This window comes from Bacillus sp. 01N42_2 (assembly GCF_056399565.1).
Map to the genome: position 1 here is coordinate 80,399 of NZ_JBFTRO010000005.1, position 22,183 is coordinate 102,581.

Annotated in this window: 24 protein-coding genes; 10 read left to right on the top strand and 14 right to left on the bottom strand. The window is 48.0% G+C overall.

Features of this window, described 5'->3' with window-relative positions; all coding sequences use genetic code 11:
- Positions 1-1,335: a hemolysin family protein gene (locus AC1DN5_RS12635; protein ID WP_016938387.1), complete on the bottom strand. Its 1,335-nt coding sequence runs from the start codon at positions 1,333-1,335 to the stop codon at positions 1-3.
- Positions 1,336-1,396: 61 nt separating this feature from the next.
- The gene (locus AC1DN5_RS12640) at positions 1,397-1,822 is read right to left on the bottom strand and encodes a MerR family transcriptional regulator (protein ID WP_016938386.1); all 426 of its coding nucleotides are present in this window, start codon (positions 1,820-1,822) and stop codon (positions 1,397-1,399) included.
- A 178-nt stretch (positions 1,823-2,000) separates the two neighbouring features.
- Between AC1DN5_RS12640 and AC1DN5_RS12645 the strand changes: the two genes are divergently transcribed.
- The 3 genes from AC1DN5_RS12645 (at position 2,001) to AC1DN5_RS12655 (ending at position 6,082) form a co-directional block, all read left to right on the top strand.
- Complete coding sequence (locus AC1DN5_RS12645; RefSeq protein WP_366969612.1) at positions 2,001-3,185, top strand: pyridoxal phosphate-dependent aminotransferase; 1,185 nt, start codon at positions 2,001-2,003, stop codon at positions 3,183-3,185.
- A gap of 32 nt (positions 3,186-3,217) precedes the next feature.
- A complete protein-coding gene (locus AC1DN5_RS12650; protein ID WP_188153853.1) occupies positions 3,218-4,462 on the top strand; it encodes a beta-ketoacyl synthase N-terminal-like domain-containing protein in 1,245 nt (414 codons plus the stop codon).
- A 231-nt stretch (positions 4,463-4,693) separates the two neighbouring features.
- Positions 4,694-6,082: a hemolysin family protein gene (locus tag AC1DN5_RS12655; protein WP_366969611.1), complete on the top strand. Its 1,389-nt coding sequence runs from the start codon at positions 4,694-4,696 to the stop codon at positions 6,080-6,082.
- A gap of 13 nt (positions 6,083-6,095) precedes the next feature.
- On the opposite strand, the gene crcB is transcribed toward AC1DN5_RS12655, so the two are convergent.
- From crcB to AC1DN5_RS12670, 3 genes are read right to left on the bottom strand one after another with little or no spacing between them, the layout of a single operon-like run.
- Positions 6,096-6,455 (bottom strand): fluoride efflux transporter CrcB, encoded by a 360-nt coding sequence (gene crcB, locus AC1DN5_RS12660; protein WP_045927082.1) that lies wholly within the window; start codon positions 6,453-6,455, stop codon positions 6,096-6,098.
- Positions 6,452-6,847 carry a fluoride efflux transporter FluC gene (locus AC1DN5_RS12665; protein WP_366969610.1) on the bottom strand — a complete coding sequence of 132 codons (396 nt, stop codon included), beginning with the start codon at positions 6,845-6,847 and terminating at the stop codon, positions 6,452-6,454. The genes crcB and AC1DN5_RS12665 overlap by 4 nt, the downstream gene beginning before the upstream one ends.
- Before the next feature lies 1 nt (position 6,848).
- Complete coding sequence (locus AC1DN5_RS12670; RefSeq protein ID WP_366969609.1) at positions 6,849-7,565, bottom strand: glycerophosphodiester phosphodiesterase; 717 nt, start codon at positions 7,563-7,565, stop codon at positions 6,849-6,851.
- A 169-nt stretch (positions 7,566-7,734) separates the two neighbouring features.
- Between AC1DN5_RS12670 and AC1DN5_RS12675 the strand changes: the two genes are divergently transcribed.
- The 3 genes from AC1DN5_RS12675 to AC1DN5_RS12685 all read left to right on the top strand — a co-directional run bounded on the left by AC1DN5_RS12675 (position 7,735) and on the right by AC1DN5_RS12685 (position 9,914).
- Positions 7,735-7,839 (top strand): YhdX family protein, encoded by a 105-nt coding sequence (locus AC1DN5_RS12675; protein WP_016938379.1) that lies wholly within the window; start codon positions 7,735-7,737, stop codon positions 7,837-7,839.
- A 164-nt stretch (positions 7,840-8,003) separates the two neighbouring features.
- Complete coding sequence (locus AC1DN5_RS12680) at positions 8,004-9,119, top strand: mechanosensitive ion channel family protein (protein WP_016938378.1); 1,116 nt, start codon at positions 8,004-8,006, stop codon at positions 9,117-9,119.
- A 63-nt stretch (positions 9,120-9,182) separates the two neighbouring features.
- On the top strand, positions 9,183-9,914 hold the full coding sequence (locus AC1DN5_RS12685; protein WP_406795070.1) for an NAD-dependent protein deacylase: 732 nt from the start codon (positions 9,183-9,185) through the stop codon (positions 9,912-9,914).
- Between the two features lie 34 nt (positions 9,915-9,948).
- On the opposite strand, the gene AC1DN5_RS12690 is transcribed toward AC1DN5_RS12685, so the two are convergent.
- Positions 9,949-10,797 carry a polysaccharide deacetylase family protein gene (locus tag AC1DN5_RS12690; protein WP_016938376.1) on the bottom strand — a complete coding sequence of 283 codons (849 nt, stop codon included), beginning with the start codon at positions 10,795-10,797 and terminating at the stop codon, positions 9,949-9,951.
- Positions 10,798-11,053: 256 nt separating this feature from the next.
- On the opposite strand from AC1DN5_RS12690, the gene dat reads away from it, so the two are divergent.
- Entirely contained in the window at positions 11,054-11,905 is an 852-nt protein-coding gene (gene dat / locus AC1DN5_RS12695) for a D-amino-acid transaminase (protein WP_099745088.1), read from the top strand.
- Between the two features lie 41 nt (positions 11,906-11,946).
- Here the strand turns inward: dat and AC1DN5_RS12700 are convergent, their stop codons facing one another.
- A complete protein-coding gene (locus AC1DN5_RS12700) occupies positions 11,947-12,531 on the bottom strand; it encodes a TetR/AcrR family transcriptional regulator (RefSeq protein ID WP_016938374.1) in 585 nt (194 codons plus the stop codon).
- 108 nt (positions 12,532-12,639) lie between these two features.
- Here AC1DN5_RS12700 and AC1DN5_RS12705 point away from each other — a divergent pair, with 108 nt between their 5' ends.
- Positions 12,640-13,191: a hypothetical protein gene (locus AC1DN5_RS12705; RefSeq protein WP_016938373.1), complete on the top strand. Its 552-nt coding sequence runs from the start codon at positions 12,640-12,642 to the stop codon at positions 13,189-13,191.
- Between the two features lie 37 nt (positions 13,192-13,228).
- Here the strand turns inward: AC1DN5_RS12705 and AC1DN5_RS12710 are convergent, their stop codons facing one another.
- Positions 13,229-13,729, bottom strand: a complete 501-nt coding sequence (locus AC1DN5_RS12710) for a universal stress protein (protein ID WP_045927089.1) — start codon at positions 13,727-13,729, stop codon at positions 13,229-13,231.
- 421 nt (positions 13,730-14,150) lie between these two features.
- On the opposite strand from AC1DN5_RS12710, the gene bmrC reads away from it, so the two are divergent.
- On the top strand, positions 14,151-15,908 hold the full coding sequence (bmrC, locus tag AC1DN5_RS12715; RefSeq protein ID WP_366969608.1) for a multidrug ABC transporter ATP-binding protein BmrC: 1,758 nt from the start codon (positions 14,151-14,153) through the stop codon (positions 15,906-15,908).
- A complete protein-coding gene (gene bmrD / locus AC1DN5_RS12720) occupies positions 15,905-17,926 on the top strand; it encodes a multidrug resistance ABC transporter ATP-binding protein/permease BmrD (RefSeq protein ID WP_366969606.1) in 2,022 nt (673 codons plus the stop codon). The genes bmrC and bmrD overlap by 4 nt, the downstream gene beginning before the upstream one ends.
- 40 nt (positions 17,927-17,966) lie before the next feature.
- Here the strand turns inward: bmrD and AC1DN5_RS12725 are convergent, their stop codons facing one another.
- The 6 genes from AC1DN5_RS12725 to AC1DN5_RS12750 form a co-directional block, all read right to left on the bottom strand.
- Positions 17,967-18,587 (bottom strand): NAD(P)-dependent oxidoreductase, encoded by a 621-nt coding sequence (locus tag AC1DN5_RS12725; protein ID WP_047476679.1) that lies wholly within the window; start codon positions 18,585-18,587, stop codon positions 17,967-17,969.
- A 28-nt stretch (positions 18,588-18,615) separates the two neighbouring features.
- The gene (locus AC1DN5_RS12730) at positions 18,616-18,741 is read right to left on the bottom strand and encodes a hypothetical protein (RefSeq protein WP_016938366.1); all 126 of its coding nucleotides are present in this window, start codon (positions 18,739-18,741) and stop codon (positions 18,616-18,618) included.
- Between the two features lie 102 nt (positions 18,742-18,843).
- Positions 18,844-19,050: an alpha/beta-type small acid-soluble spore protein gene (locus AC1DN5_RS12735; RefSeq protein ID WP_016938365.1), complete on the bottom strand. Its 207-nt coding sequence runs from the start codon at positions 19,048-19,050 to the stop codon at positions 18,844-18,846.
- Positions 19,051-19,274: 224 nt separating this feature from the next.
- Entirely contained in the window at positions 19,275-19,490 is a 216-nt protein-coding gene (locus tag AC1DN5_RS12740; RefSeq protein WP_012117190.1) for a YheE family protein, read from the bottom strand.
- A gap of 83 nt (positions 19,491-19,573) precedes the next feature.
- Positions 19,574-20,932 carry a YheC/YheD family endospore coat-associated protein gene (locus AC1DN5_RS12745; RefSeq protein ID WP_198698620.1) on the bottom strand — a complete coding sequence of 453 codons (1,359 nt, stop codon included), beginning with the start codon at positions 20,930-20,932 and terminating at the stop codon, positions 19,574-19,576.
- Entirely contained in the window at positions 20,922-22,013 is a 1,092-nt protein-coding gene (locus AC1DN5_RS12750; RefSeq protein WP_016938363.1) for a YheC/YheD family endospore coat-associated protein, read from the bottom strand. Before AC1DN5_RS12750 ends, AC1DN5_RS12745 begins: the two co-directional genes overlap by 11 nt.
- Between the last annotated feature and the right edge of the window lie 170 nt (positions 22,014-22,183).

Genomic DNA, 22,183 nt, shown 5'->3' on the forward strand with positions numbered 1-22,183 from the left:
TTATGCTTCTTTTTGTTCAGCGGTTTCCAGCAGTTCATCAAACGCCAGTTTTTTCACTTCGATATATGCGACGTGATGGCCGTCAATTTCATTAATAATAAATTCACAGCCTTCTTCGATAATCGAGTCGTATTGTTCGACGTCGTATTTCTGTGTAAGGAACCAGCCGCCGATAGTGTCGACTTCGTCATTTTCTAAATGGATGCCGAGCAGTTCGTTCACTTGATCAATCAGAACCTTACCGTCAAGCATGTAATGACCGTCGCCGAGTTTGCGGATTTCGTTGATTTCATCTATATCAAATTCATCACGGATTTCCCCGACGATTTCTTCGATGATGTCTTCAACGGTGACAAGTCCCGCGGTTCCGCCGTATTCGTCCGACAGAATCGCCATATGAACCCGCTCCTTCTGCATTTTCACAAGCAGGTCGTGAATCGGTGCCGACTCAATTACATGGATGATCGGATTGACAAATTCAGTAATCGGCGAGTCGACTGATACCTCGCCGCTGATGCAGGCGGTCAGCACTTCTTTAATGTTAATGACGCCGATAATATTATCTTTGTCACCCTCTTCGACAGGGTAACGGGTATATTTTTCAATCTGAATGATGTCCATCATTTCAGAAATTTTGATATCATGCGGCAGACTGACGATTTCCGTACGCGGAATCATGATTTCTTTTGCAAGTCTGTCGTCAAATTCAAAGATTTTGTTCACGTATTTAAATTCAGACTGGTTGATTTCACCGCTTTTATAGCTTTCCGATAAAATGATGCGCAGCTCTTCTTCAGAGTGGGCAAGCTCGTTTTCTGACACCGGCTCCAGGCCGAACATCTTCGTTAAAAGACGGGCGGAGTTGTTCAGAAGCCAGATAAACGGGAACATGATGCGGTAAAACCAAATGAGCGGTTTTGAAAACAGCATCGAAACGGCTTCCGCTTTTTGGATGGCGACTGTTTTCGGCGCTAATTCTCCGACGACCACGTGTAAAAACGTAATGACCGCGTAGGCGAGAATAAATGAAATAATGTGCGATAGTGAGCTTGGTACATTTATCTTTGTGAAAAGCGGATGAAGCAGGCGTTCAATCGTTGATTCGCCTAAGACACCAAGACCAATTGAAGTCAATGTTATGCCGAGCTGGCACGCTGATAAATACTCATCTAAATGCGTGGTCACTTTTTTGACACCGATTGCGGCTTTATTTCCTTCTGCTATAAGCTGGTCAACCCGTGAGCCTCTGATTCTGATTATCGCAAACTCAGATGCTACGAAAAATGCCGTCAGCGCGATTAAAACCGCGACTAAAATCAAATTCACAATGTCCAATTAGAACCTTCACTCCTTTTGGGAAGATGAAGGTAACACCTCCTGTTAGTAAGATAATGGTTTAACTTAACAGCAGCATAAATGATTGAAGCACTGCAAGCTTTTCAGGAGCCAGCTTTTTTTTCAGCTGTGCGCGCTCCTCTGGTTCAAGCTTTTCAAACCGATGCAAGATCCCGGAGATGTTTTGATTCATGTGATCAATTTCCGATGCCAGATTTCCAATATCGTCAGGCAAGGCTGAAGAGGGAAACTGGTTCTCCAGTCGGTCTTTTATATCAGACAGGGCCAATCGCTGCTTTTTACAAGCGACTATAAACTTTAACCGGTTGAGTGCAAGTGTATCGTAGTAACGATAGTTTGAACAAGACCTGCCAGGCTTTAAAAGCCCGAGGTTTGTGTAGTAATCCACCGTGCGTTTCGTTACACCGGCAAGCTCTGCTAATTCACTGATGCGATAAGTCTCAGCCCCATCTAAATCCCTCCCCAACCATCACGTTATAGTTATGAGAATAGTTTAATATATGAAGGGGAGTTTGCACAAGTTTATTGTTTTCCGTCTTTCTCTTGAATCCGGGCGGCATGATCCTGAAAAAGCGTTGACTGCGCTATGTAAATCTTTCATAATCATTGTAAATAGAAACGGCAGAAAAAGACAGAAGGGACAGATGACAATGGGCGGTTTATCACGGGAAGTGACAGAAAATCTGGATAAAGGATCATGGATACGCAAACTATTTGATGAAGGCGCGCGACTGAAAAAAGAATTCGGCGCCGATAAGGTGTTTGACTTTTCTATAGGAAATCCGGTTGCGGAGCCTCCGGAAACATTTAAAAAGGCGCTTTGCGAAGCGGCTGAAACAGGACGGCACGGATATATACAAAACCAAGGGCTTCCGGAGGCGAGAGAGAAAGTTGCGGGCTTTTTGTCAGAGCGGTTCCAGACTGAAATTTCTGCCAGACATACAGTGATGACGGTCGGAGCCGGCGGAGCGCTGAATGTTGCGCTCAAGAGCATATTGAACCCGGAGGAAGAAGTCATCCTTCTGGCGCCTTATTTTGCGGAATACAAAGCGTATGTTGAAAATTACCGCGGCAGATCCGTCATCTGTCCGCTGACTGACTCATTTGAGATTGATATTGAAGCGGTGAGAGAAGCGATCACTCCCCGTACGAAAGGGCTGATCGTCAATACGCCGCATAATCCGACGGGAACGGTGCTGAGCCAGAAAAATCTTAATGAATTGGGCGCCTTACTAAAAGAAGCCGAGGAACGGAACGGACAAAGCATCTTTATTTTATTTGACGAACCATACAGCCAGCTGATCTACGGCGAAGAGCAGGCGAATCCGTTTCAGGCGTATCACCGCGTGATTTTAGTCAGTTCGTTCAGTAAAGATCTCGGCATTGCGGGGGAAAGGCTTGGGTATATCGCAGTTGACGCCCAAATGCCTGAGGGGGATCTTCTGACGGATGCGTTCGTTTTCTGCAACCGGACGCTCGGCTTTGTGAACGCTCCGGTCATGATGCAGCGCGCCGTGGCGAAAATGGATGTTCTTTCGATTGACGCTGAACCTTACCGTAAGCGCAGAGACCTTATGGTGGACATCCTCACAGAAGCCGGCTTCGAATTTGAAATGCCGAAGGGAGGCTTTTTCGTCTTTCCTAAATCACCGATTGAAGACGAGGTGGCATTCTGCATGCATGCCGCACAGAAATACAAACTATTGATCGTACCTGGCAGCGGATTTGGAAGAAGCGGCTATTTCCGCCTATCTTTCAGCGTGCCTATAGAACAGATCAGACAGTCGCGGGACATTTTCAAAGCGCTGTATCAAGATTTTTCTTCATAGCTTCCAATACATAAAGATGGGAGAACGGGCAAATGTCGAGGAGAAGTGTTGGCACGTCAGACATCAGCATTACAGGAATCGGGGTCTTAACCGCGGTCGGACAGGGCAAAGAGGCGTTTCTTGATGCGCTTATGGAAGGGCGGCACGCTTTTGATGTGATGAAACGCCCCGGCCGGCAGAAGGGCAGTTCGTTTATCGGCGCGGAGCTTACCGAATTAACGCCGCCGGATGCGCTGTCCAAACGCTTGTACCGAAGGGCCGCATTATCAGGGAAGGCGGCGCTTATCGCTTTATATGAAGCGTGGCATGACGCTCAATTAGACGGTGCTGATCACAGCCGCACCGGTCTGATCGTCGGCGGCTCGAATACGACGCAGCGCGAACTGCTGCAGACCTTTGAGAAAAACGGCGAAACGCCGCAATTTGTAAATCCGGTGTACGGGCTTTCTTTTATGGATAGTGATCTATCAGGGCTTTGCACCGAGCAATTCGGGATAAAAGGGCCGGCCTTTACGGTCGGCGGCGCGTCGGCAAGCGGCCAGGCGGCGGTTATCCAGGCTGTCCAAGGTATCAATGGCGGCCTGTTTGACCGCTGTATCGTGATCGGGGCGCTGGCCGATCTGTCGTATATGGAGTGTCACGCTCTCCGGTCATTGGGAGCAATGGGCACTGATCAATTCGCTGAACATCCTGAAGCCGCCTGCCGCCCGTTTGACCGGCATACGGACGGTTTTATATTCGGAGAAGCATGCGGGGCGATTGTGCTGGAACGCGCTGAATCTGCCGAACAGAGGGGCGCGCGTTCGTGGGCCGGCTTAAAGGGCTGGGGGATGGCTTCTGATGCGAACCGCAACCCGAATCCTTCAGCAGAGGGCGAAATGACGGTGATCCGCCAGGCACTGGAGCGGGCCGGTCTTTCAGCAAAAGAAATTGATTACATCAATCCCCACGGCACCGGTTCGCCGATCGGAGATAAAACTGAGTGCCGGGCGCTTTCTGAAAGCGGTCTGGCCCACGCGCGGATTAATGCGACAAAATCGATTACCGGACACGGCCTGAGTGCGGCCGGAACGGTGGAAATCATTGCCGCACTATTGCAGATGCGGGAATCCAAGCTTCATCCGACCCGCAATTTAACGGAGCCGATTGACGATTCATTTCAGTGGGTGACCGACGGGCCGAGCGCCCATACCGTACACCATGCGTTGAGTTTAAGCATGGGATTCGGGGGGATTAATACAGCGCTTTGTTTAGAAAATCATTTCCGAAGCAGATAACGGCAGTCTTCTTTTTTGAAGGCTGTTTTTTATATGATAAAAAATCTGAAAATGATGAAAGAATGGAGTTATGATACAATAAAATATACAAATGACAATCATGCTTTGACTTAGGAGGTGGCAGGATGGGGCCCTCTGTGTAGTCAATCGCCCATTTCGTTCCTCTCGCTTAAGAAAAAACGATGAAATCAGGAGGTGACGTCCTTATCCTTCAATTCGGGATAAGGTGAAATGGACGATATTGACAGTTTGATTTTAATCGGTGTGCTCATTGCGTTAACGGCGTTTTTCGTGGCGAGTGAATTTGCGATCGTCAGAGTGAGGAGATCCAGAATCGATCAGCTCATCTCAGAAGGGAACAGACGGGCAGTGCTCGCAAAGCGTATCATTACGGATCTTGATGAGTATTTATCCGCTTCGCAGCTCGGCATTACACTGACTTCTATCGGGCTCGGCGTACTGGGAGAGCCTGCATTTGAGCGGATGCTTCATCCTGTGTTACAGAGTATGGGGCTGCCGGATTCTGCTGAGCATGTGATTGCGTTTGCTGCGGCGTACGGGCTGATTACGTTTTTACATGTCGTCGTCGGTGAGCTTGCGCCTAAAACGGTTGCGATTCAAAAAGCGGAAAAGCTGACGCTATGGATTGCCGGGCCGCTTCGGTTATTTTACGTGTTCATGTTCCCGTTTATTTGGGTCTTAAACGGCTCCGCGAGGATTTTAACCGGTCTGGCCGGATTAAAGCTGGCGTCTGAGCATGAAGGCTCCCATTCTGAAGAAGAGCTGCGGATCCTGCTGTCAGAAAGTTTAAAAAACGGAGAAATCAATCCGTCCGAATATACATTTGTGAATAAAATTTTTGAATTTGATAATCGGATCGCCAGGGAAATCATGATTCCGAGAAAAGAAATCGCCGCTGTTTCCACTGATATGACCGTGCCGGAAATGCTTGATATGATGCTGAAAGACAAGTATACGCGATGGCCCGTAACAGACGGGGACAAAGACAGCGTCATCGGCATGATCAATACGAAGCATCTTTTTTCAGATCTGCTGTTTATGACAGAAGATGAAAAAGCGGAAGTATCCATCACGTCTTACGTCCGCCCGGTCATTGAAGTCATTGAGACGATTCCGATACACGACCTGCTGATAAAAATGCAGAGAGAGCGGATTCATCTGGCGATATTGTCTGATGAATACGGCGGGACGTCCGGTCTTGTGACGACCGAAGACATCCTTGAAGAAATCGTCGGGGATATCAGAGACGAATTTGATGAAGATGAACAGCCGCTGATTCAAAAGCTGTCCGAACGTCATTATGTTCTGGACGGAAAGGTTCGGATCGATCAGGTGAATCATCTGCTCGGCGCAGAGATTGAAGAGGAAGTCGACACGATCGGCGGCCTTGTGCTGAAGCGGAATATTGATATTTGTGCGGGTGAGTCGATACAGATTGGGGGATACACTGCCCTTATCTTAGAAATGGACGGCCGGTTTATTAAACAGCTTGAATTAAAAGAAGAACAGGGCCGCCCGGGCGGTCAGGGGACAATAAACCGCCCGCTGCCCGTGCCTGAAACGGTCATGCTTCATAACGCAACCTTGAGCGAAAAATAAGCTCAAGGTTTTTTTAAATGGAAATGATAATGAAGCCGCACCAGAACACCAAAAGGCTTCCGGCTGCTGAAACTGCGATGTAAAGCAGGCTTTCCTTTATGCGGTTGTTCATCATCAGCTGCACGGCTTCAATACTGAAGGTGGAAAAGGTCGTAAACGCACCGAAAAAGCCTGTCGCAATGATGATGCCGGCTGAAGGATTATCCAGACCCAATCCGGTGAACATGCCGAGGCCGAAGGAGCCGAGCAGGTTGACCGCAGCCATTCCAAGCGGAATCGGCAAACCCTTTGTCCTTTCTGAAACGGTTTGCCCCAGCAGAAACCGTAATACCGCTCCGATTCCCGCTGCAATAAGCATCAAGACAATCGTCATGGCGTATCATGCCCCCTTCCCGCGATGCGAAGCGCAATCCGCCGTCCCCAGAAAATGCCGGCGTATGCAAGGGCAAGACCGGCGAATAAAGTCGCGGCAGCATAACAAAAAGCTGTTGCGGGAGACGATTGCAGCAAAAAGACGGTTTCTTTTGCGAAGGTGGACATCGTCGTGAAACCTCCGCAAAAACCGGTTCCGAAAAAGGCGGTCAGGAGAGGGCGTTTAGCCCGAATGAGAAAATAACCCGTGATAAGGCCGAGTAAAAGGCTTCCCGCCGCGTTTTCGAGGAAAGCAGCCGCCGGGAATGATCGGCTGTGAATGTGTGTGCTCATTTCAAAGCGGAGCAAAGCGCCGAGCGCCCCTCCGATAAAAATTGCAAAGTATTGTTTCATATCAGCCATCCTTAGAAATAAAATCCGGAAAATCAGTTACAATGCCGTCAACTTCCATCATTTGCAGCTTTTCGGCCGTCTTTTGATTTCTGACCGTCCAGGCAAATACTTTCAGACCGTGTTTGTGAGCGGTGGAAATCAAGAACCGATTCAGGCGGGTATATTTAATATTGACATAATGTACGGCTGATTTGTAGGCGTTCAGCTGGCTTCTGGAAAACCTCCCGAAGCTGGGCCTAGCAATAATTGCAGTCGGAACGGACGGATACATATCATGAAAGGCCTGAATCGACTTCAGGCTGAAAGATTGAACGATATGATGCATGGAAAAGGTAAACCTGCTTAACAGCCGGCCGACTGCTTTTTCAAGACCGACTTGAGAAGCGTGCCCTTTCAGTTCAATTAAAAATCCGATTTTAGAATGGTAACGCTTCAAGACCTCTTCGAGCAGGGGAATCCGTTCCCCTTTAAACTCAGCCCCGTACCAGCTGCCGGCGTCCAGGGACTGCAGCTGCTTCAGCGTGAAATCTTTTACAAAACCAGAGCCGTCCGTCGTCCGGTCGACTCTGTCATCATGTATGACGACAATGTGTCCGTCTTTTGTGAGCTGGACGTCAAGCTCAATGAAATCAGCGTTCATTTCGGCAGCGATATCAAATGCCGCAAATGTATTTTCGGGCGCATAACCGGATGCGCCGCGATGAGCGATGGTATACAAGCTTGTCAGCTCCCCTCATGGGCATTTCTGTTATTATATCAAATTCATATATGCACAGCGATTCAAACTGGTGAATGTGCGAAACAGTATTTTTTTGGAAAAAAGATAGTGCTTTTTTCGGTTTACATTCCGCAGTGATGATTTATAATGGCAAAAAGGAGGCGAGATCATGGGAAAAGGGAGATTGAAAGTGGAGGAAAGAATTAAAGCCGAAACCGATGCTGAGATCCAAAAAGCGACTCTCCTGAATCAGACACAATCGAAGAAGAAATAGTGCCTGCCCCTGTTGTATCTGGCTGAAAGATGAACGAATTTGTGAAAAACCCCGGCTGTGTTCTGCTGCCGGGGTTTTTCAGGCTTTCATAAAGACATTAAAAGAAGCTGATGTCCGAATGTTTTAGTATAATGGATTTTCGACAAGACAAAGGAGTATATGCCATGGTGACACATTTTAAGAGCTTTTTTACTCTTGACCATATTTTGCAGATCTGTATCAGCATTGGGATTTTAGCGGCTTTTCTCATTTTGAGAAAGCTGTTTGTCAAATACTTTTTCCAGCTTGTTTACAAATTGGCGAACAAACCGAAAACCGATATATTCAAACAGATTGCGGTAGCGTTTGATAAGCCGGCCAGGTGGTTTTTCGTGGCGCTGGGGCTGTTTTTAGCGATTGAGTATTCGCCGTTTTTAGACGGTCAGATGGACATTGTCAAAAAAATGTACCGCTCTCTGATCATAGCGCTGATCGCCTGGGGGCTTTGCAATCTGACATCGGCGTCTTCCTTTTTATTTCATAAAGTCAATCAGCGCTTTGAGCTTGATATGGATGACATTTTGGCGCCGTTTTTATCTAAGGTGCTGCGCTTTGTCATTCTCGCACTCAGCGTCAGCGTGATCGCACAGGAATTCAATTATGATGTAAATGGGTTTGTGGCCGGACTCGGACTTGGCGGATTGGCGTTCGCGCTCGCGGCTAAAGATACGATCAGCAATTTTTTCGGCGGCATTATCATCATTACGGAGAAGCCGTTTACGATCGGCGACTGGGTCGAGACGTCATCTGTGACGGGAGGCGTAGAAGATATCACATTCCGAAGCACAAGGTTCCGGACGGCGCAGGGGGCGCTCGTCACTGTGCCCAATTCAACGCTGTCGATGGAAGCCATCACAAACTGGACGAGAATGACGAAGCGGCAGATCACGTTTTCCGTTCGTGTCTCTTATGCGACGCCGATTGATCGTTTAGAGCGGTGCATCACGAGGCTCAGAGAAATGCTTCGTGAACATGAAGGCGTGCATGATGATACGATTATGGTTAACTTTGACGTGTTTGCGGACAGCTATTACAATCTTTTTTTCAACTTTTACACTAAGACCATCGTTTGGGCGGAAAGCCTGGACGTGCGGCAGGATATCAACCGCCGGATTATTGATATTTTTGCGGAGGAAGGCGTGGAATTCGCCTATCCGGGCCAGAATGTATTCGTAAAACAGAAAAGCCACGATGATCCGGTTCATGTGAAGGATCATTCCGGAGAAAAAGAACGGGCATAACAGGCGCCGTTCTTTTTTCATGATATGATAAAAAGAAAAGGCGGTGGAAGAGTGGAAGCGTTTATGACATTGATCAATCAGGCTGAACGTATCGTGGTGCTGACGGGAGCGGGAATGAGCACGGAATCAGGCATTCCGGATTTTCGTTCGGCGGGCGGTATATGGACCGAAGACACCTCCAGAATGGAAGCGATGAGCAGGGAATACTTTGAACGCCGTCCGCGTGACTTCTGGCCCAAATTCAAACAGCTGTTTCAGATGAAAATGAGCGGAAGCTATGAACCGAATGCCGGCCATAAGTATTTGGCAGACCTTGAAAAGCGGGGAAAGCAGGTAGACATTTTCACGCAGAATATTGACGGGCTGCATAAGAAAGCGGGAAGCAGCAGTGTCTATGAGCTTCACGGTTCAATTCAGACCGCCGCATGCCCCCGCTGCGGAGCGCGCTACGGGCTTTCTCATCTGCTGAAGGAAGAAGTGCCGGAATGTACGGCGGAAACCGGAGATCATGCGGTTTGCGGCACTGTATTAAAGACGGATGTCGTACTTTTCGGCGATCTCGTCCAGCATTTTGAAACCCTTTATGAAAAGCTTGATCAAGCTGATCTCCTTCTTGTGATCGGCACTTCGCTTGAGGTGGCGCCGGCAAGGTTTGTCCCTGAGGATGCGAGCCGGATTCCCGGTTTGAAGCAGGTGATCATTAATCTTGAGCCGACATATTGCGACCATTTATTTGATCTTGTCATCCATGAGAAGATCGGTGAATTTGCAAAGCGGATCAGCGCCGCGATATAAAAAAAGCCGGATCATATACAGATCCGGCTTTTTCTTATTCATGGACGGGAATCATCTGGTCCGTCAGAATATCAAAGGAGTAGCCTTGGGCTTTCAGTTTTTGGATCAGGCTCGGCAAAGCATGCACGGTCGCAGGCAGATCGTGCATTAAAATGACATGCGGCCTGCTCGTATGGACGCTTTCCAAATATGCGAGCTGATTCAATACTTCCGGCACGTACCGGGCATTTTTGTATTTCCAGTCCTCACTGTCAATCGTCCAGTCCCAGTACACGAAGCCGCCTCTTTCGAGATGTTTGATCTGGGTGTCTGTCAATGACGGTTTGCTGCCGTAAGGCGTGCGGACAAGATCCGTTTTCACTCCCGTGATGGCCTGGAGCGTATCACGTCCCTGCTGCATTTCTTTCAGCGGCGATGTCGGTGTTTGATAAAACAGGTGATTATCGTGCGTCACGCCATGCAGGCCGAGCGCGATTCCTTCCTGATTCGCTCTTTGCACGGAATGTCTATAGGCTTTCATCCGCGGTTCAAGCATAAAAAAAGTGGCCTTTGCGCCATTTGCCTTCAATACATTCAACAGCTGTTCAGTATAAGGAGACGGCCCGTCGTCAAAGGTTAAATATACCGTTTTTTTTCCCGTGTCCCGCTCTTTCTGCAAATGTTTAAGCAGGATGTCGGGAGAATCGTTTTTCAGCCGCAGGCTTTCTGTTTCATCTCTAAGCTGCCCGTTTGCAGTCACGGTGACCTGTTTATTTTTTGCGGCGGAAGCGGAATAACCCATTATGACGATTACCAGAAGCAGTCCGCACAAAACTGCTAAACTCGTAAGTTTAAAAGCTAATGAAAACAGAGAAGGGGAAGCACCTTCTTTTGTCTTGCGCATAACAATCTCTCCAGTAGCATAAATTTCTTCATAATGCCGATAACAGCAGAGGCTTGCATAGTGCCAAAAGTTAACAGCATATGTATGTCGAATCAAGTATACAGGAACAAAACTGGAAAAGACATAGAAAATATGTCGAATAATAAGATTTTAAGAAAAAAATAAACTCCGCTGCCTGCTTGTTCAATATGATAGAATAGTTGACAATAACAGCTGAGAATCCGCATCACGGCAGATAACGATGAGGAGGGTTTACATGAAGACATTGGTAAACGGCCAGTTGATTGATCGTGAAGAAGCCGCAGTTGATATTGAGGATCGCGGATATCAATTCGGTGACGGTGTGTATGAAGTCATCAGAGTATACAACGGCGTTTTATTCGGTCTGCGTGAGCATATCGGCCGTCTTTTCAGAAGCGCCGCAGAAATCGGCATCACCCTGCCGTTCTCCGCAGAAGACATAGAATGGGATCTCCAAAAGCTCGTACAGGAAAACAAACTCATTGACGGCGGGGTCTATATTCAGACGACGAGAGGGAAGGCGCCCCGGAAGCATCAGTATGATGAAGGATTGGAGCCGCAGACGACAGCATACACCTTTTCAGTGAAAAAACCGGAAAATGAACAAAAAGCAGGGGCGCAGGCCATAACGGCCGAAGACAAGCGCTGGCTGAGGTGTGACATTAAGAGTCTGAATTTACTGTATAATGTGATGGTAAAACAAAAAGCCTATGAAGCAGGCGCTTATGAAGCGGTGCTGATAAGGGACGGAGCGGTCACGGAAGGAACCTCTTCCAATGTATACGCCGTCATAAATGGCACCGTCCGGACGCATCCTGCAAATGAGCTGATTTTAAACGGCATTACGCGGATGAAACTTTTAGGGCTGATGAAAGAAAACGGGATTGAGGTGCGGGAGAAGCCCCTTACTGAAGACGAACTCAGAAACGCGGATGAAATTTTCATCTCGTCGACAACCTCTGAACTAATCCCGATCGTAACTCTCGACGGAAAACCGGTCGGCAGCGGTGTGCCGGGTCCTGTGGCCAAAACGATTCAAGAGGCTTTTCAATTGAGCATTCAGCAGGAGATCGGCGTTCAGTCATAAACGGAAAAAGGCCGGAAACACATCCGGCCTTTTTGCTTCTGTCAGATAAAAAGAGACTCGACATGCTGAACGAGCACGCGGGAGATTTTCTCTTTTGAAAGACGCTCAGGTTCAAGCAGTGCATGCAGCGCCAATCCGTCGGCAATGGCATACAATTTCTCCGCTTCTGTCTCTTTATCAAGATTTGGTTTCAGATGCTTATTATCATCCAGCCAGTCAATCAGACCGCGGATATATGCCAAGATCCCGTCATGCTGGGGATGAAACTCTTCTCCCTTATGTCTGGCATAAGCTGTGAAAGCGAACCATACCTCCATTTCAGCCATCGTTTCTTCATCTGTCGGGATGATTTCAAGCATCAGACGCACCGCTTTTTCTTTCGGCGGCAGATCTTTCATGGCAACTTCGTTAATTCTGGCGGCCGCTTTTTCTTTTACGAGGGTCATCGCATACCCTAAAAGTTCGTCCTGAGTGGTGAAATAGTGCCTCAGCGCGCCTAAAGAAAGACCCGCTTCCCGGGCGATGTTTCTCACTGTCGCTCCTTCCATGCCCCGCTCCAAAATCGTCCGCCAAGTGGCTTCGGCTATTTGTTTTCTTCTTTTTTCATGATCGATGATTTTAGGCATGTCTCCAGTGTAACAGGAAAAAATATTTCTTGCAATTTTATAATACAATTGTATTAAATAAAAAGAGGTGTTACAATGCTTTTTAGAAAACGATAAGGGGGAACCGGATTGAACGCGATTGCTTGGTTGATTGTCATTTGTGAGGCTGCTTTTTGGGCGGCTGTCATCTTCGGGTTGGCGGCGCGGTATTTATTCAGGCGGCAAAAGCTCGGAATGTTTTTTTTCGCTCTCATTCCTTTACTTGATGCCGTATTGTTTGCGGCGGCTGCAGCTGATTTATACAGAGGGGCGACAGCGACTATGGCGCATGCAGTGGCGGCCGTTTATATCGGAGTGTCTGTCGCCTTCGGAAAAAGCATGATTCAATGGGCGGATGAGCGTTTCCGCTATTATGTCGTAAAGGAAGGGGCAAAACCGGTCAAGCGGTACGGACTGGATTATGCCAAACATTATGCAAAAGGATGGGGAAGGCATGTATTAGCGTTTGTCATCGGCGGCGTTCTTTTAGCCGGAACGGTATTTCTCATTCAGGACGCTTCCCGCACCGAAGCGCTCAGCAGGCTGTTGAAGGGCTGGTCTGTCGTGCTGTGCATTGATTTTTTGATCATGGCGAGTTTTTTTGTGATGCCGAAAAAAAGAGGAAACAGCCGGGAGCTTTAAAAAAGCAGCTTTTGATTAAGCTGCTGTACAGAAAGGATTATTTTACGATCAGCACCGGAATGTCGGATTTTGATGACAGCTTTTCACTGACGCTTCCGAATAAAAGTTTTTTCAGCCTGTTCTGGTCCCTGCTCCCCATGACGATCAGATCCGCCGATATGCGGTCGGCGTGCTCGATAATGGCATCAGCGGGATCACCTTCTAAAATGTCGATATCCCCGTCAATCTGGCTGTCGTTCATCAGCATTCTCGCTTCGGCAATGATTTCTTCCGTACGGTCTTCATAAATCATCGGGTCAGGGGGGATTCTTTCCGCTTGAAGCGGGTCGGGAACGCTTGCAATCCCGCCGCCGATATACGTGGCACCGGCTCCCGGCCTCGGGGGATCGACAATCGTCTGGGTATCTTTTGCATTGTGAGAATGTACGACCGTTAAATTCGCGTGAAATGTTTTTGCAAGGTCTATCGCTTTTTGAAGCGCTTTCTTGCTATCATCACTTCCGTCAAAAGCTGCAATCAACCGGTCCGCGTGAAACATCGGCCTCATCCTTTCAGTAAAAAAGGTTTACAAAACGATACCCGTACGGAAGAAATCTAAAACCTGTATTGACAAAAAAAGGATTCGTTTATATGATAAAGGAATAATATAGGAAAAAAGGAGGTATGGATCATGTCAGAATTAAAGCTTGTCAACTCATCTTCAGCTGAATACCGGCGTGACTGCCATACATCTTCCGTTTTCTGAACATTTGCTTAAAAACGGTGCAGTCGCGCATAACAGGCGGGTCTGTACCTTATTTATAATAATAAGAGGCATGGAGCTGACGCTTCATGTCTTTTTTTATACAAAAAAATGAAGGAAAGACAGGTGTGATGCATGTGGCGGTATTAGCGAAAACAATGAAAAACAATCCGGAAAAACTTGATGGCGGCTGATTCATGAAAGGGGATGACGGTATTTGTTTACTGTATTAAAAAAGCTCGCTTGGTTTTTTAAAGCCTATTGGCTGCGCTATACGACAGCGATTGTTCTGTTATTGATTGTGAATGTCATTGAAATGTTCCCGCCGAAACTTCTCGGCAACGCAATAGACGATATGAAGGCGGGCGTGTTTACGAAAAGCGGGATGCTGTTTTACATATGTGTGTTTCTCGCTTTAACGGCAGCCGTTTATTTGCTGTCCTATTTTTGGATGTACCAGCTTTTCGGCGGGGCGAATGTCATGGAGAAAATTCTCCGATCAAAACTGATGGGAAGGCTTCTTCAAATGTCACCGCCGTTTTTTGAGAAATACAGAACGGGCGATTTAATGGCGCGGGGGACGAATGATTTGCAGGCCGTCAGTATGACGACGGGCTTCGGGGTCTTAACGCTCGTTGATTCGACGATGTATATGCTGACGATATTTTTGACAATGGGGCTTCTCATCAGCTGGAAGCTGACATTTGCCGCGATTATTCCGCTGCCGATTATGGCGGCTGCGGTCAGTCTGTACGGAAAAAAGATCCATGAGCGGTTTACGGAAGCGCAGGATGCTTTCGGATCATTAAATGACAAGGTGCTGGAGTCGGTATCCGGCGTGCGTGTCATTCGGGCTTTCGTGCAGGAAAAAAATGATGTCAGCCGTTTCGGTGACATGACGGCGGATGTATACGAGAAAAACATGAAGGTGGCGTTTATTGACTCACTCTTTGAACCGACTGTGAAACTTCTTGTCGGACTCAGCTATCTCATCGGTCTTGGCTACGGCGCCTATCTCGTTTTTCAAAACCGGCTGACGCTGGGAGAGCTGGTATCGTTTAACGTGTATCTCGGAATGATGATCTGGCCGATGTTTGCGATCGGAGAATTAATCAATATCATGCAGCGCGGCAATGCCTCCTTAGACCGTGTCAATGAGACCCTTTCCTATGAGCCTGATGTGACAGGGCCCAAGCAGCCCGCCGATATCAAGGAGCCCGGGCGTCTTGTTTTTGAACAAGTGACTTTTACGTACCCGAGCGGATCGGTACCGGCTGTTTCCGATGTATCATTTTCCGTTGAGAAAGGGCAGACACTCGGCATTGTCGGAAAAACGGGAAGCGGAAAGACGACGATCATTAAGCAGCTGCTGCGTGAATATCCGCCCGGTGCGGGAGCCATCACGTTTACAGGCGTTCCGATTCAGGAGATTCCGCTTGAGAAGCTCCGAGGGTGGATCGGCTATGTGCCGCAGGATCATATTTTATTTTCAAAGACGGTGAAGGAAAATCTGCTTTACGGTCGGCAGGACGCAACCGAAGAGGAAATCGGCAGCGCGCTGAAGGATGCGCATTTTAAACAAGATATCGGCATGCTTTCAGAAGGGCTTGAGACGCTTGTCGGCGAGAAGGGGGTGGCGCTCTCCGGCGGACAAAAACAGCGCATCTCAATTGCGAGAGCGCTTTTGACAGATCCGGACATTCTCATATTAGATGATTCGCTTTCTGCGGTAGACGCGAAAACGGAAGCTGCCATCATTGACAGCATCCGTAAAAAACGGCGGCATAAAACAACGATTATTACCACTCACCGGCTCTCGGCGGTTGAACACGCAGATCTCATTCTCGTCATGGACGAAGGCCGGGTGTCTGAAAGAGGCACGCATCAGGAGCTGTTAGCGAAGAATGGCTGGTATCGCGAACAATATGAGAGGCAGCAGCTGTCCTCTCTTGAAGAAGGGGGGACGGGCGCATGAAGACCGGAAGAAGATTATGGAATTACGCGCTTCAATACAAAAAGCTGCTGATATGGGCGGTCGTTCTGCTCATTATTGCGGTCGGCACTGAGCTGACCGGCCCGTTTATCGGAAAAAAAATGATTGACGACCATATTCTCGGCGTTGAAAAAACATGGGTTAAAGCCTCTGGGGACGATCCGGACGCCGTCAGGTTCAGAGGGCATGATTATGTCAGGGAGGACCGGCTCAAACCGGGGGCGGAGAAAACCGGAGAGGCGCACATTTATCAAGTCGGTGCGGCCTACTATTTTGTTGAGGGTCCCGTCAGTTTTGACGGAAACCGTTCGGTGACTGACGGCCGGCTGACGATATCAAACGGTAAAGAAAGCAGGTCATATCCCGCTATTGCGTTATCTAAACAGGAAATTTTTCAATTTTACCGTCCGGAAATAAAAGGATTGCTGAAGTTGACCGCTATTTACGCGGGACTGCTCATGTTTTCCGTGTGCTTTCATTACGGCCAGCATTACCTGCTGCAGATGGGAGCGAACCGGATCATACAGCGTATGAGGCAGGATGTATTTTCACACATTCAGAAAATGCCGATCCGCTACTTTGATAATCTGCCTGCCGGAAAAGTCGTGGCCCGCATTACGAATGACACAGAAGCGGTCAGAGATTTATATGTAACGGTGCTGTCTACGTTTATCACAAGCGGCGTCTACATGCTCGGTATTTTTACGGCGCTGTTTATGCTTGATGTCAGACTGGCCGCCGTCTGCCTTTTGATTATTCCGATCTTAATGATCTGGTCGGTTGTGTACCGCAAATACGCATCCGTCTTCAACCAAAACATCCGTTCCATTAACAGTGACATCAATGCAAAAATGAATGAGTCCATTCAAGGGATGCCGATTATTCAGGCGTTTCGCCGTGAGAAGGAAACGATGAAGGAATTTGAAGAATTGAATGAAGCTCATTTCCGCTATAAGAACAAAATGCTGTCTTTAAATTCCCTCATGTCCCACAGTCTTGTCAATGTGTTGCGCAATCTGGCGTTTGTCGGGCTGATCTGGTATTTCGGGGGCGCTAGTCTGAGTGCGGCCGGAATTGTTTCGATCGGCGTTTTATATGCGTTTGTTGATTATTTAAACCGTTTGTTCCAGCCGGTTACGGGGATTGTCAACCAATTTTCAAAGCTTGAATTGGCTCGTGTGTCCGCGGGCAGGGTATTTGAGCTTTTACAGGAGGAGGAAACGGAAGAAACAGGCGCTCCCGCAGACAGAAAGGCGGAAGGGACTGTAGAATTCCGCGATGTTTCTTTTGGGTATCGAAAGGGAGAAGAGGTGCTGAAACACATCAGCTTTACAGCTGAAAAAGGCGAGACGGTCGCCCTCGTCGGCCATACGGGTTCCGGCAAAAGCTCCATCCTGAATCTTCTGTTCCGTTTTTATGATGCCGAAAAAGGCGATATCCTGCTGGACGGAAAAAGCATATACGGCATGTCAAGACAGGAGCTGAGATCGCATATGGGGATCGTGCTTCAAGATCCGTATCTTTTCTCTGGAACGATCGGCTCCAATGTGACCCTCGATGATCAGCGTATTTCCCTGCAGCAGGCTGAAGAAGCGCTTCGGCAAGTCGGCGCCGCAGGCCTTCTGCAATCCTTGCCGAAGGGCATCATGGAGCCCGTCACGGAAAAAGGCGGAACACTGTCTTCAGGCCAGCGCCAGCTGATTTCTTTTGCAAGGGCGCTCGCGTTCGATCCTGCCATTTTAATTTTGGATGAGGCGACGGCGCACATTGACACCGAAACAGAAGCAATCATTCAAAAAGCGCTGCACGTGGTGCAAGAAGGGCGCACGACATTTATTATCGCCCACCGGCTTTCCACGATCAGACACGCAGACCAGATTCTCGTTTTGGAAAAGGGGCGCATCATTGAAAAAGGAAGCCATGACGAATTAATGGCGCAAAAGGGGCAGTACTATCAAATGTATGAATTGCAGAAAGGAACGGCGCAGTCCGCGGTGTAATCAGGAGGAGGGTGAATCAAAAGATTCGCCCTTTTTCAATTTAGTAAGCCAGTCCCACCCGTTTTCTGACAAACTGCGGGTTCATCAGTTCACGGTAAAGAAAATGCGCCGTGTCTCCGACGGTGATTTTAGTCCCGCCTTCAGGAAGCTGATCTTGTTCGAACCGGTAAACTCCGGCAGCTTCTCCGTCAGGAAGGTAGGTGGGGCAGATGATCGTCCAGTCAATATCCTCTGCCAGAAGCATCTCGTATACGCGGGCGTGTTCCTTTGCGGCTCTTGTTGATTTTCGTTTTGATTCTGACGATTCAAAACGGTATTTGTCAGGCATAAGCCGTGATTGAAGTATACCCGCGGTTCCGATCGTAATCAGACGCTGAACATGATGCTGTTTCATGCTGTCTACTATATGGATCATAGCGGCTGAAAGGGTATCGTCGCCATCCGTGCCGAGACAGCTCACGACTGTGTCCGCTTTAGAAATCAATCGGCCGATATCCTCCCGCCGTCTGGCATTCCCTGTTATGATATGTTTTTCAGAAATGGGAAGGGCCGTTCCGGCAGATCTGACAAGAGCGAATATCTCAATGTGTCCGTGTTTCTGCGCTTCTTTTATAAAAGCCTGTCCGACTCTTCCTGTTGCTCCGAGTAAAGCGATTTTCATGTAAAAAACCTCCTCGCCGCTCATTATATCATTCAAAGCAGCGGGGAAAAGAATACCTGTGAATAAAGGGGAGATGGTGGGCAACATATTCATTGACCAAAGAAACCGTTACGAACTGAAACAGCTCCCAATTGACTGAGGCAATGAATGACATGTTTTCCCTCCTTTTTTCCTAGGGTATGTGGAATAGGAAAAAGGGTGACGGCAATAAAAAGAAGACGCGGTATCCCGCGCCTTCTGTAAGCCATTTATTGAGTTATTGTACGCCTTGTCCGCCCATGTGCTGCTGCGCGAAAGATACTAAACGTTTAGTGATTTCTCCTCCGACAGAACCGTTTGCACGGGAAGTTGTTTCTCCGCCAAGGTTTACGCCGAACTCAGAAGCAATTTCGTATTTCATTTGGTCGATTGCTTGAGCAGCGCCAGGTACTAAAAGTTGGTTTGAAGAGTTGTTGTTTGCCATTTGTATGATCTCCTTTATAAAGTAGTATGGTTGGGTTTGCTGGAATTGCACCAGCTGATGGTTTCCGGAATGAAAACCATTGCCAGCTCGGCTTCACCCAATGGTGTTTGCCGCTTTGTACTACGTATTATGGTGAATCATAAGGCATCTCATTCGGAAAACCGGGTGGTAAATAGCGGAAGGAAAAAGAAAAGCCCAGCCTTTTGAGGCTGAGCTTTTAGCTTTCAGTCATATATGTGATAAAGCATTAATTCATGCAGCTCTTTTACGAGAGCCGGCTCTTCTTTCCCAGGATGTGTGTGTCCCCATTCAATGTCTCCGGACTTGTGGTAAATTCCTTCGTAATGCGTACCCTGCCAGTAAAACGAAATCCGCCATCCGGGCAGTTTCTCTTTTTTGAATAACGGTTTCCAGCTGAAGTGCGAAATCATGACGTTCACGCTCCTTATCGGGAAATGTTGATCCTGTTCATTGTAGCTCATAAGTTCTGTGCCTGTCCCGGGTCAACGAAAAAAAGGCGGCCTCACCGCCAAAGTTTTTCCGGGGCGGTAATGGACCGTTCTGATAAATATGACGCGTATTCAAAATTTCTCCGTTTTGTGAGGTAATCGACTGATCTCAGCTTCGGATGCGAGAAAATGCTCCGCCCGGGGCGGGAATTGGCCTCAAACATCCAAACTTTCCCCGTCTCATCAACGCCGAGGTCAAAGCCGATTTCGCCGATAAAGCCTTCAATATGTTCATTTAACACACGGCTGACCGCTAAGGCGGCTTTCGAAAGCTTCCGGATCATGCCGACTCTCTCTTTCGGATCGCCGTATAATTCAGCTAACGTTCTGACTTCCCCGCCGTTTGCCAGATGCGTTGTAATGCTGTTTCTGCCGGAAATTTTTGCTGCGATCGCCGTCACTGTCCATTTTCCCTCGGCATTTTTGTTCGTATGCACCCTGAAATCGACGGGGCGCCCGTCAAGCCGGATCAGGTCAATGCCTTGCTGCAATAAAAAAGCGGACGGGTCATTGTTTTCTTCAAATGATTTCATGAAGGATGCCGCATCTGCATAATCTGCCGTCACCACCGTTTTTTCCTCATTCGTGTATTTGACTGAGAAGCCGGCGTCTGTTTTTTCCAGCTTGTAAATTCCCGTTCCGAGTGTGCCGTCTGCAGGCTTGATAAATACGGTGTCAAACGTGCTGCATAACGTCTCTATCGCTTCTGCATTCGGCTGCAGGATTGATTTTGGCAGGAGAGAAGCGGTGAGACTGTTTTTTTCCAGAAGCTTGTGAATGTCCCATTTATTAAAGAATTGCGGATTAAACCAGGGAATCTGATAGTCATTCATCAGCCTATATTTTGTCTGCTGTAAAAGAGGAACTTTTTCCGTTTTTCGGCTCGGGAGCCTGTCATATACAACATTCGGAAGCGGGACGTCCGCCCGTTTCCAGCTGTTTTCTTTATAAATCAGCGCCTGAACTGTGCCTTCTTCCCAGTTGATCTGATGTGCCCCGAAAACGAAACAATATCCGTTCGCCTGCTCGTGAAGGGAGAGCAGCTTGGAAAAGAAGGATGTGCGGTCTCTGAACGGGCGCTGCGCCGATGATGTGAACCCTGCTGTAAAAACGCCGATCAGCGGTCCGATATGCACCGTCTGGCCGTGGATGAGAAAATCAGCCCGGCTTTTATGCGGTATCATCAGCTCCTCAAATAAATCTTCAGAAAGGAGCGCGCTTTTTTCAAGAGATTGAGAAAAGGCCACACGGCATTTGACAACCTTGGTCCCGAAGGCAGCGGATAAAATCCCTTCCCGTTTCATGGCGGAGGGGAGATACAGCGTATTTTTGCTTTTTTTATCGATGCCGACCATCATCCCTTTATGATTCACGCGGAAGTGCTCCTTTCCGGTTTTCCTGTGACTGAAGATCGCGGAAGCGTTTCAGCGGACTGGTGTACAAATCCTCTTTCGCCTCGGGAGCCACGCTTAAAATGGCGTTCCGTCCCGGTTTTGAATTGACATCCAAAAGCCAGATGCGCCCGTCTTTGGCATAACAAATATCGAGCCCCAGCTCAAACAGCGGTCCGAATTGTTCATCAAGAAAATAAGGGACGGACTGGGTGATCGAAAAGACATCATCCAATAAAACGGCCTGCTGCTTTTTCGGAATTTCCTCAAACCAGGTGTCAAATTTCAGCGGCTCGGATCCTCCCCGCAAATGAGATAAAAGACCGTTCTGATAACCTCTTCGGATCGCTTTTCCGACCGTTTCCCAAGCCCCTGACTCATTTTTGCGCATGAAAATGCGGATGTCGCACGGGTGCTGTTCCTTATCCTGAATATTTAAGTAGGCTTGAAGCAAATAACGGTGCTGCAGCACTTTTTTGCACCAAGACTTAAAAGACACGTGGTTGGAAAACGTTTTTGTCTGCTTGTTTTTCCCGATATAGTAAGTGGCTGAAATTGATTTTTTCCCTGCTTTAAGGAGGATGATGCCTCTTCCTCCCGCGCCGAAAGCGGGCTTAAGTATACATGCTTTTTCTTTCGCTAAGTATGATTGCACCTCTTCATAACGGCTGACTTCGACCGTTTCAGGAATATAGGGACTGATCAGATGATGCTCTTGGAGCGCATTCGTGACCGTCCATTTATCAGGAAGCCCGCGGCCGATAAATTCCGTTTTCGGATATTTTTTCAGCCATTCGACGATCGGTTTGGCTTTTTGAGCTTCAGCAGATTTTCCGTAAAAACAGCGGTCGTAAATAAATTCGGGAATATCAATTTCCGTTTCGTTCCATTTTCCGCTTTTCGGATGATACACGAGCGCTTTCACGCGTAAAGAATCCGGATAAATATCAAACGGTGTAAATCGTGCAAAGCGCACATTGTACTCTGGCGCTCTTTCAGCCAGTTCACCGGCGAAATCTTCTTCGTGCCGGCGGGATACGGACATAAAACCGAGTGTTGTCATGTTGTTACTCCCCCTTTATTCAAAAGCCGCTGATGAAACGGCCCTTCCATCCAATAGACATGTCAAGCGCAGCATAAAAGATGATCTACTGTAAAGAGTACGAAACAGCATCTTGCCTTATTCCTGAGAAACAACAATTCAGGTTCTTCATTTGCCCGCATTCACGCCAG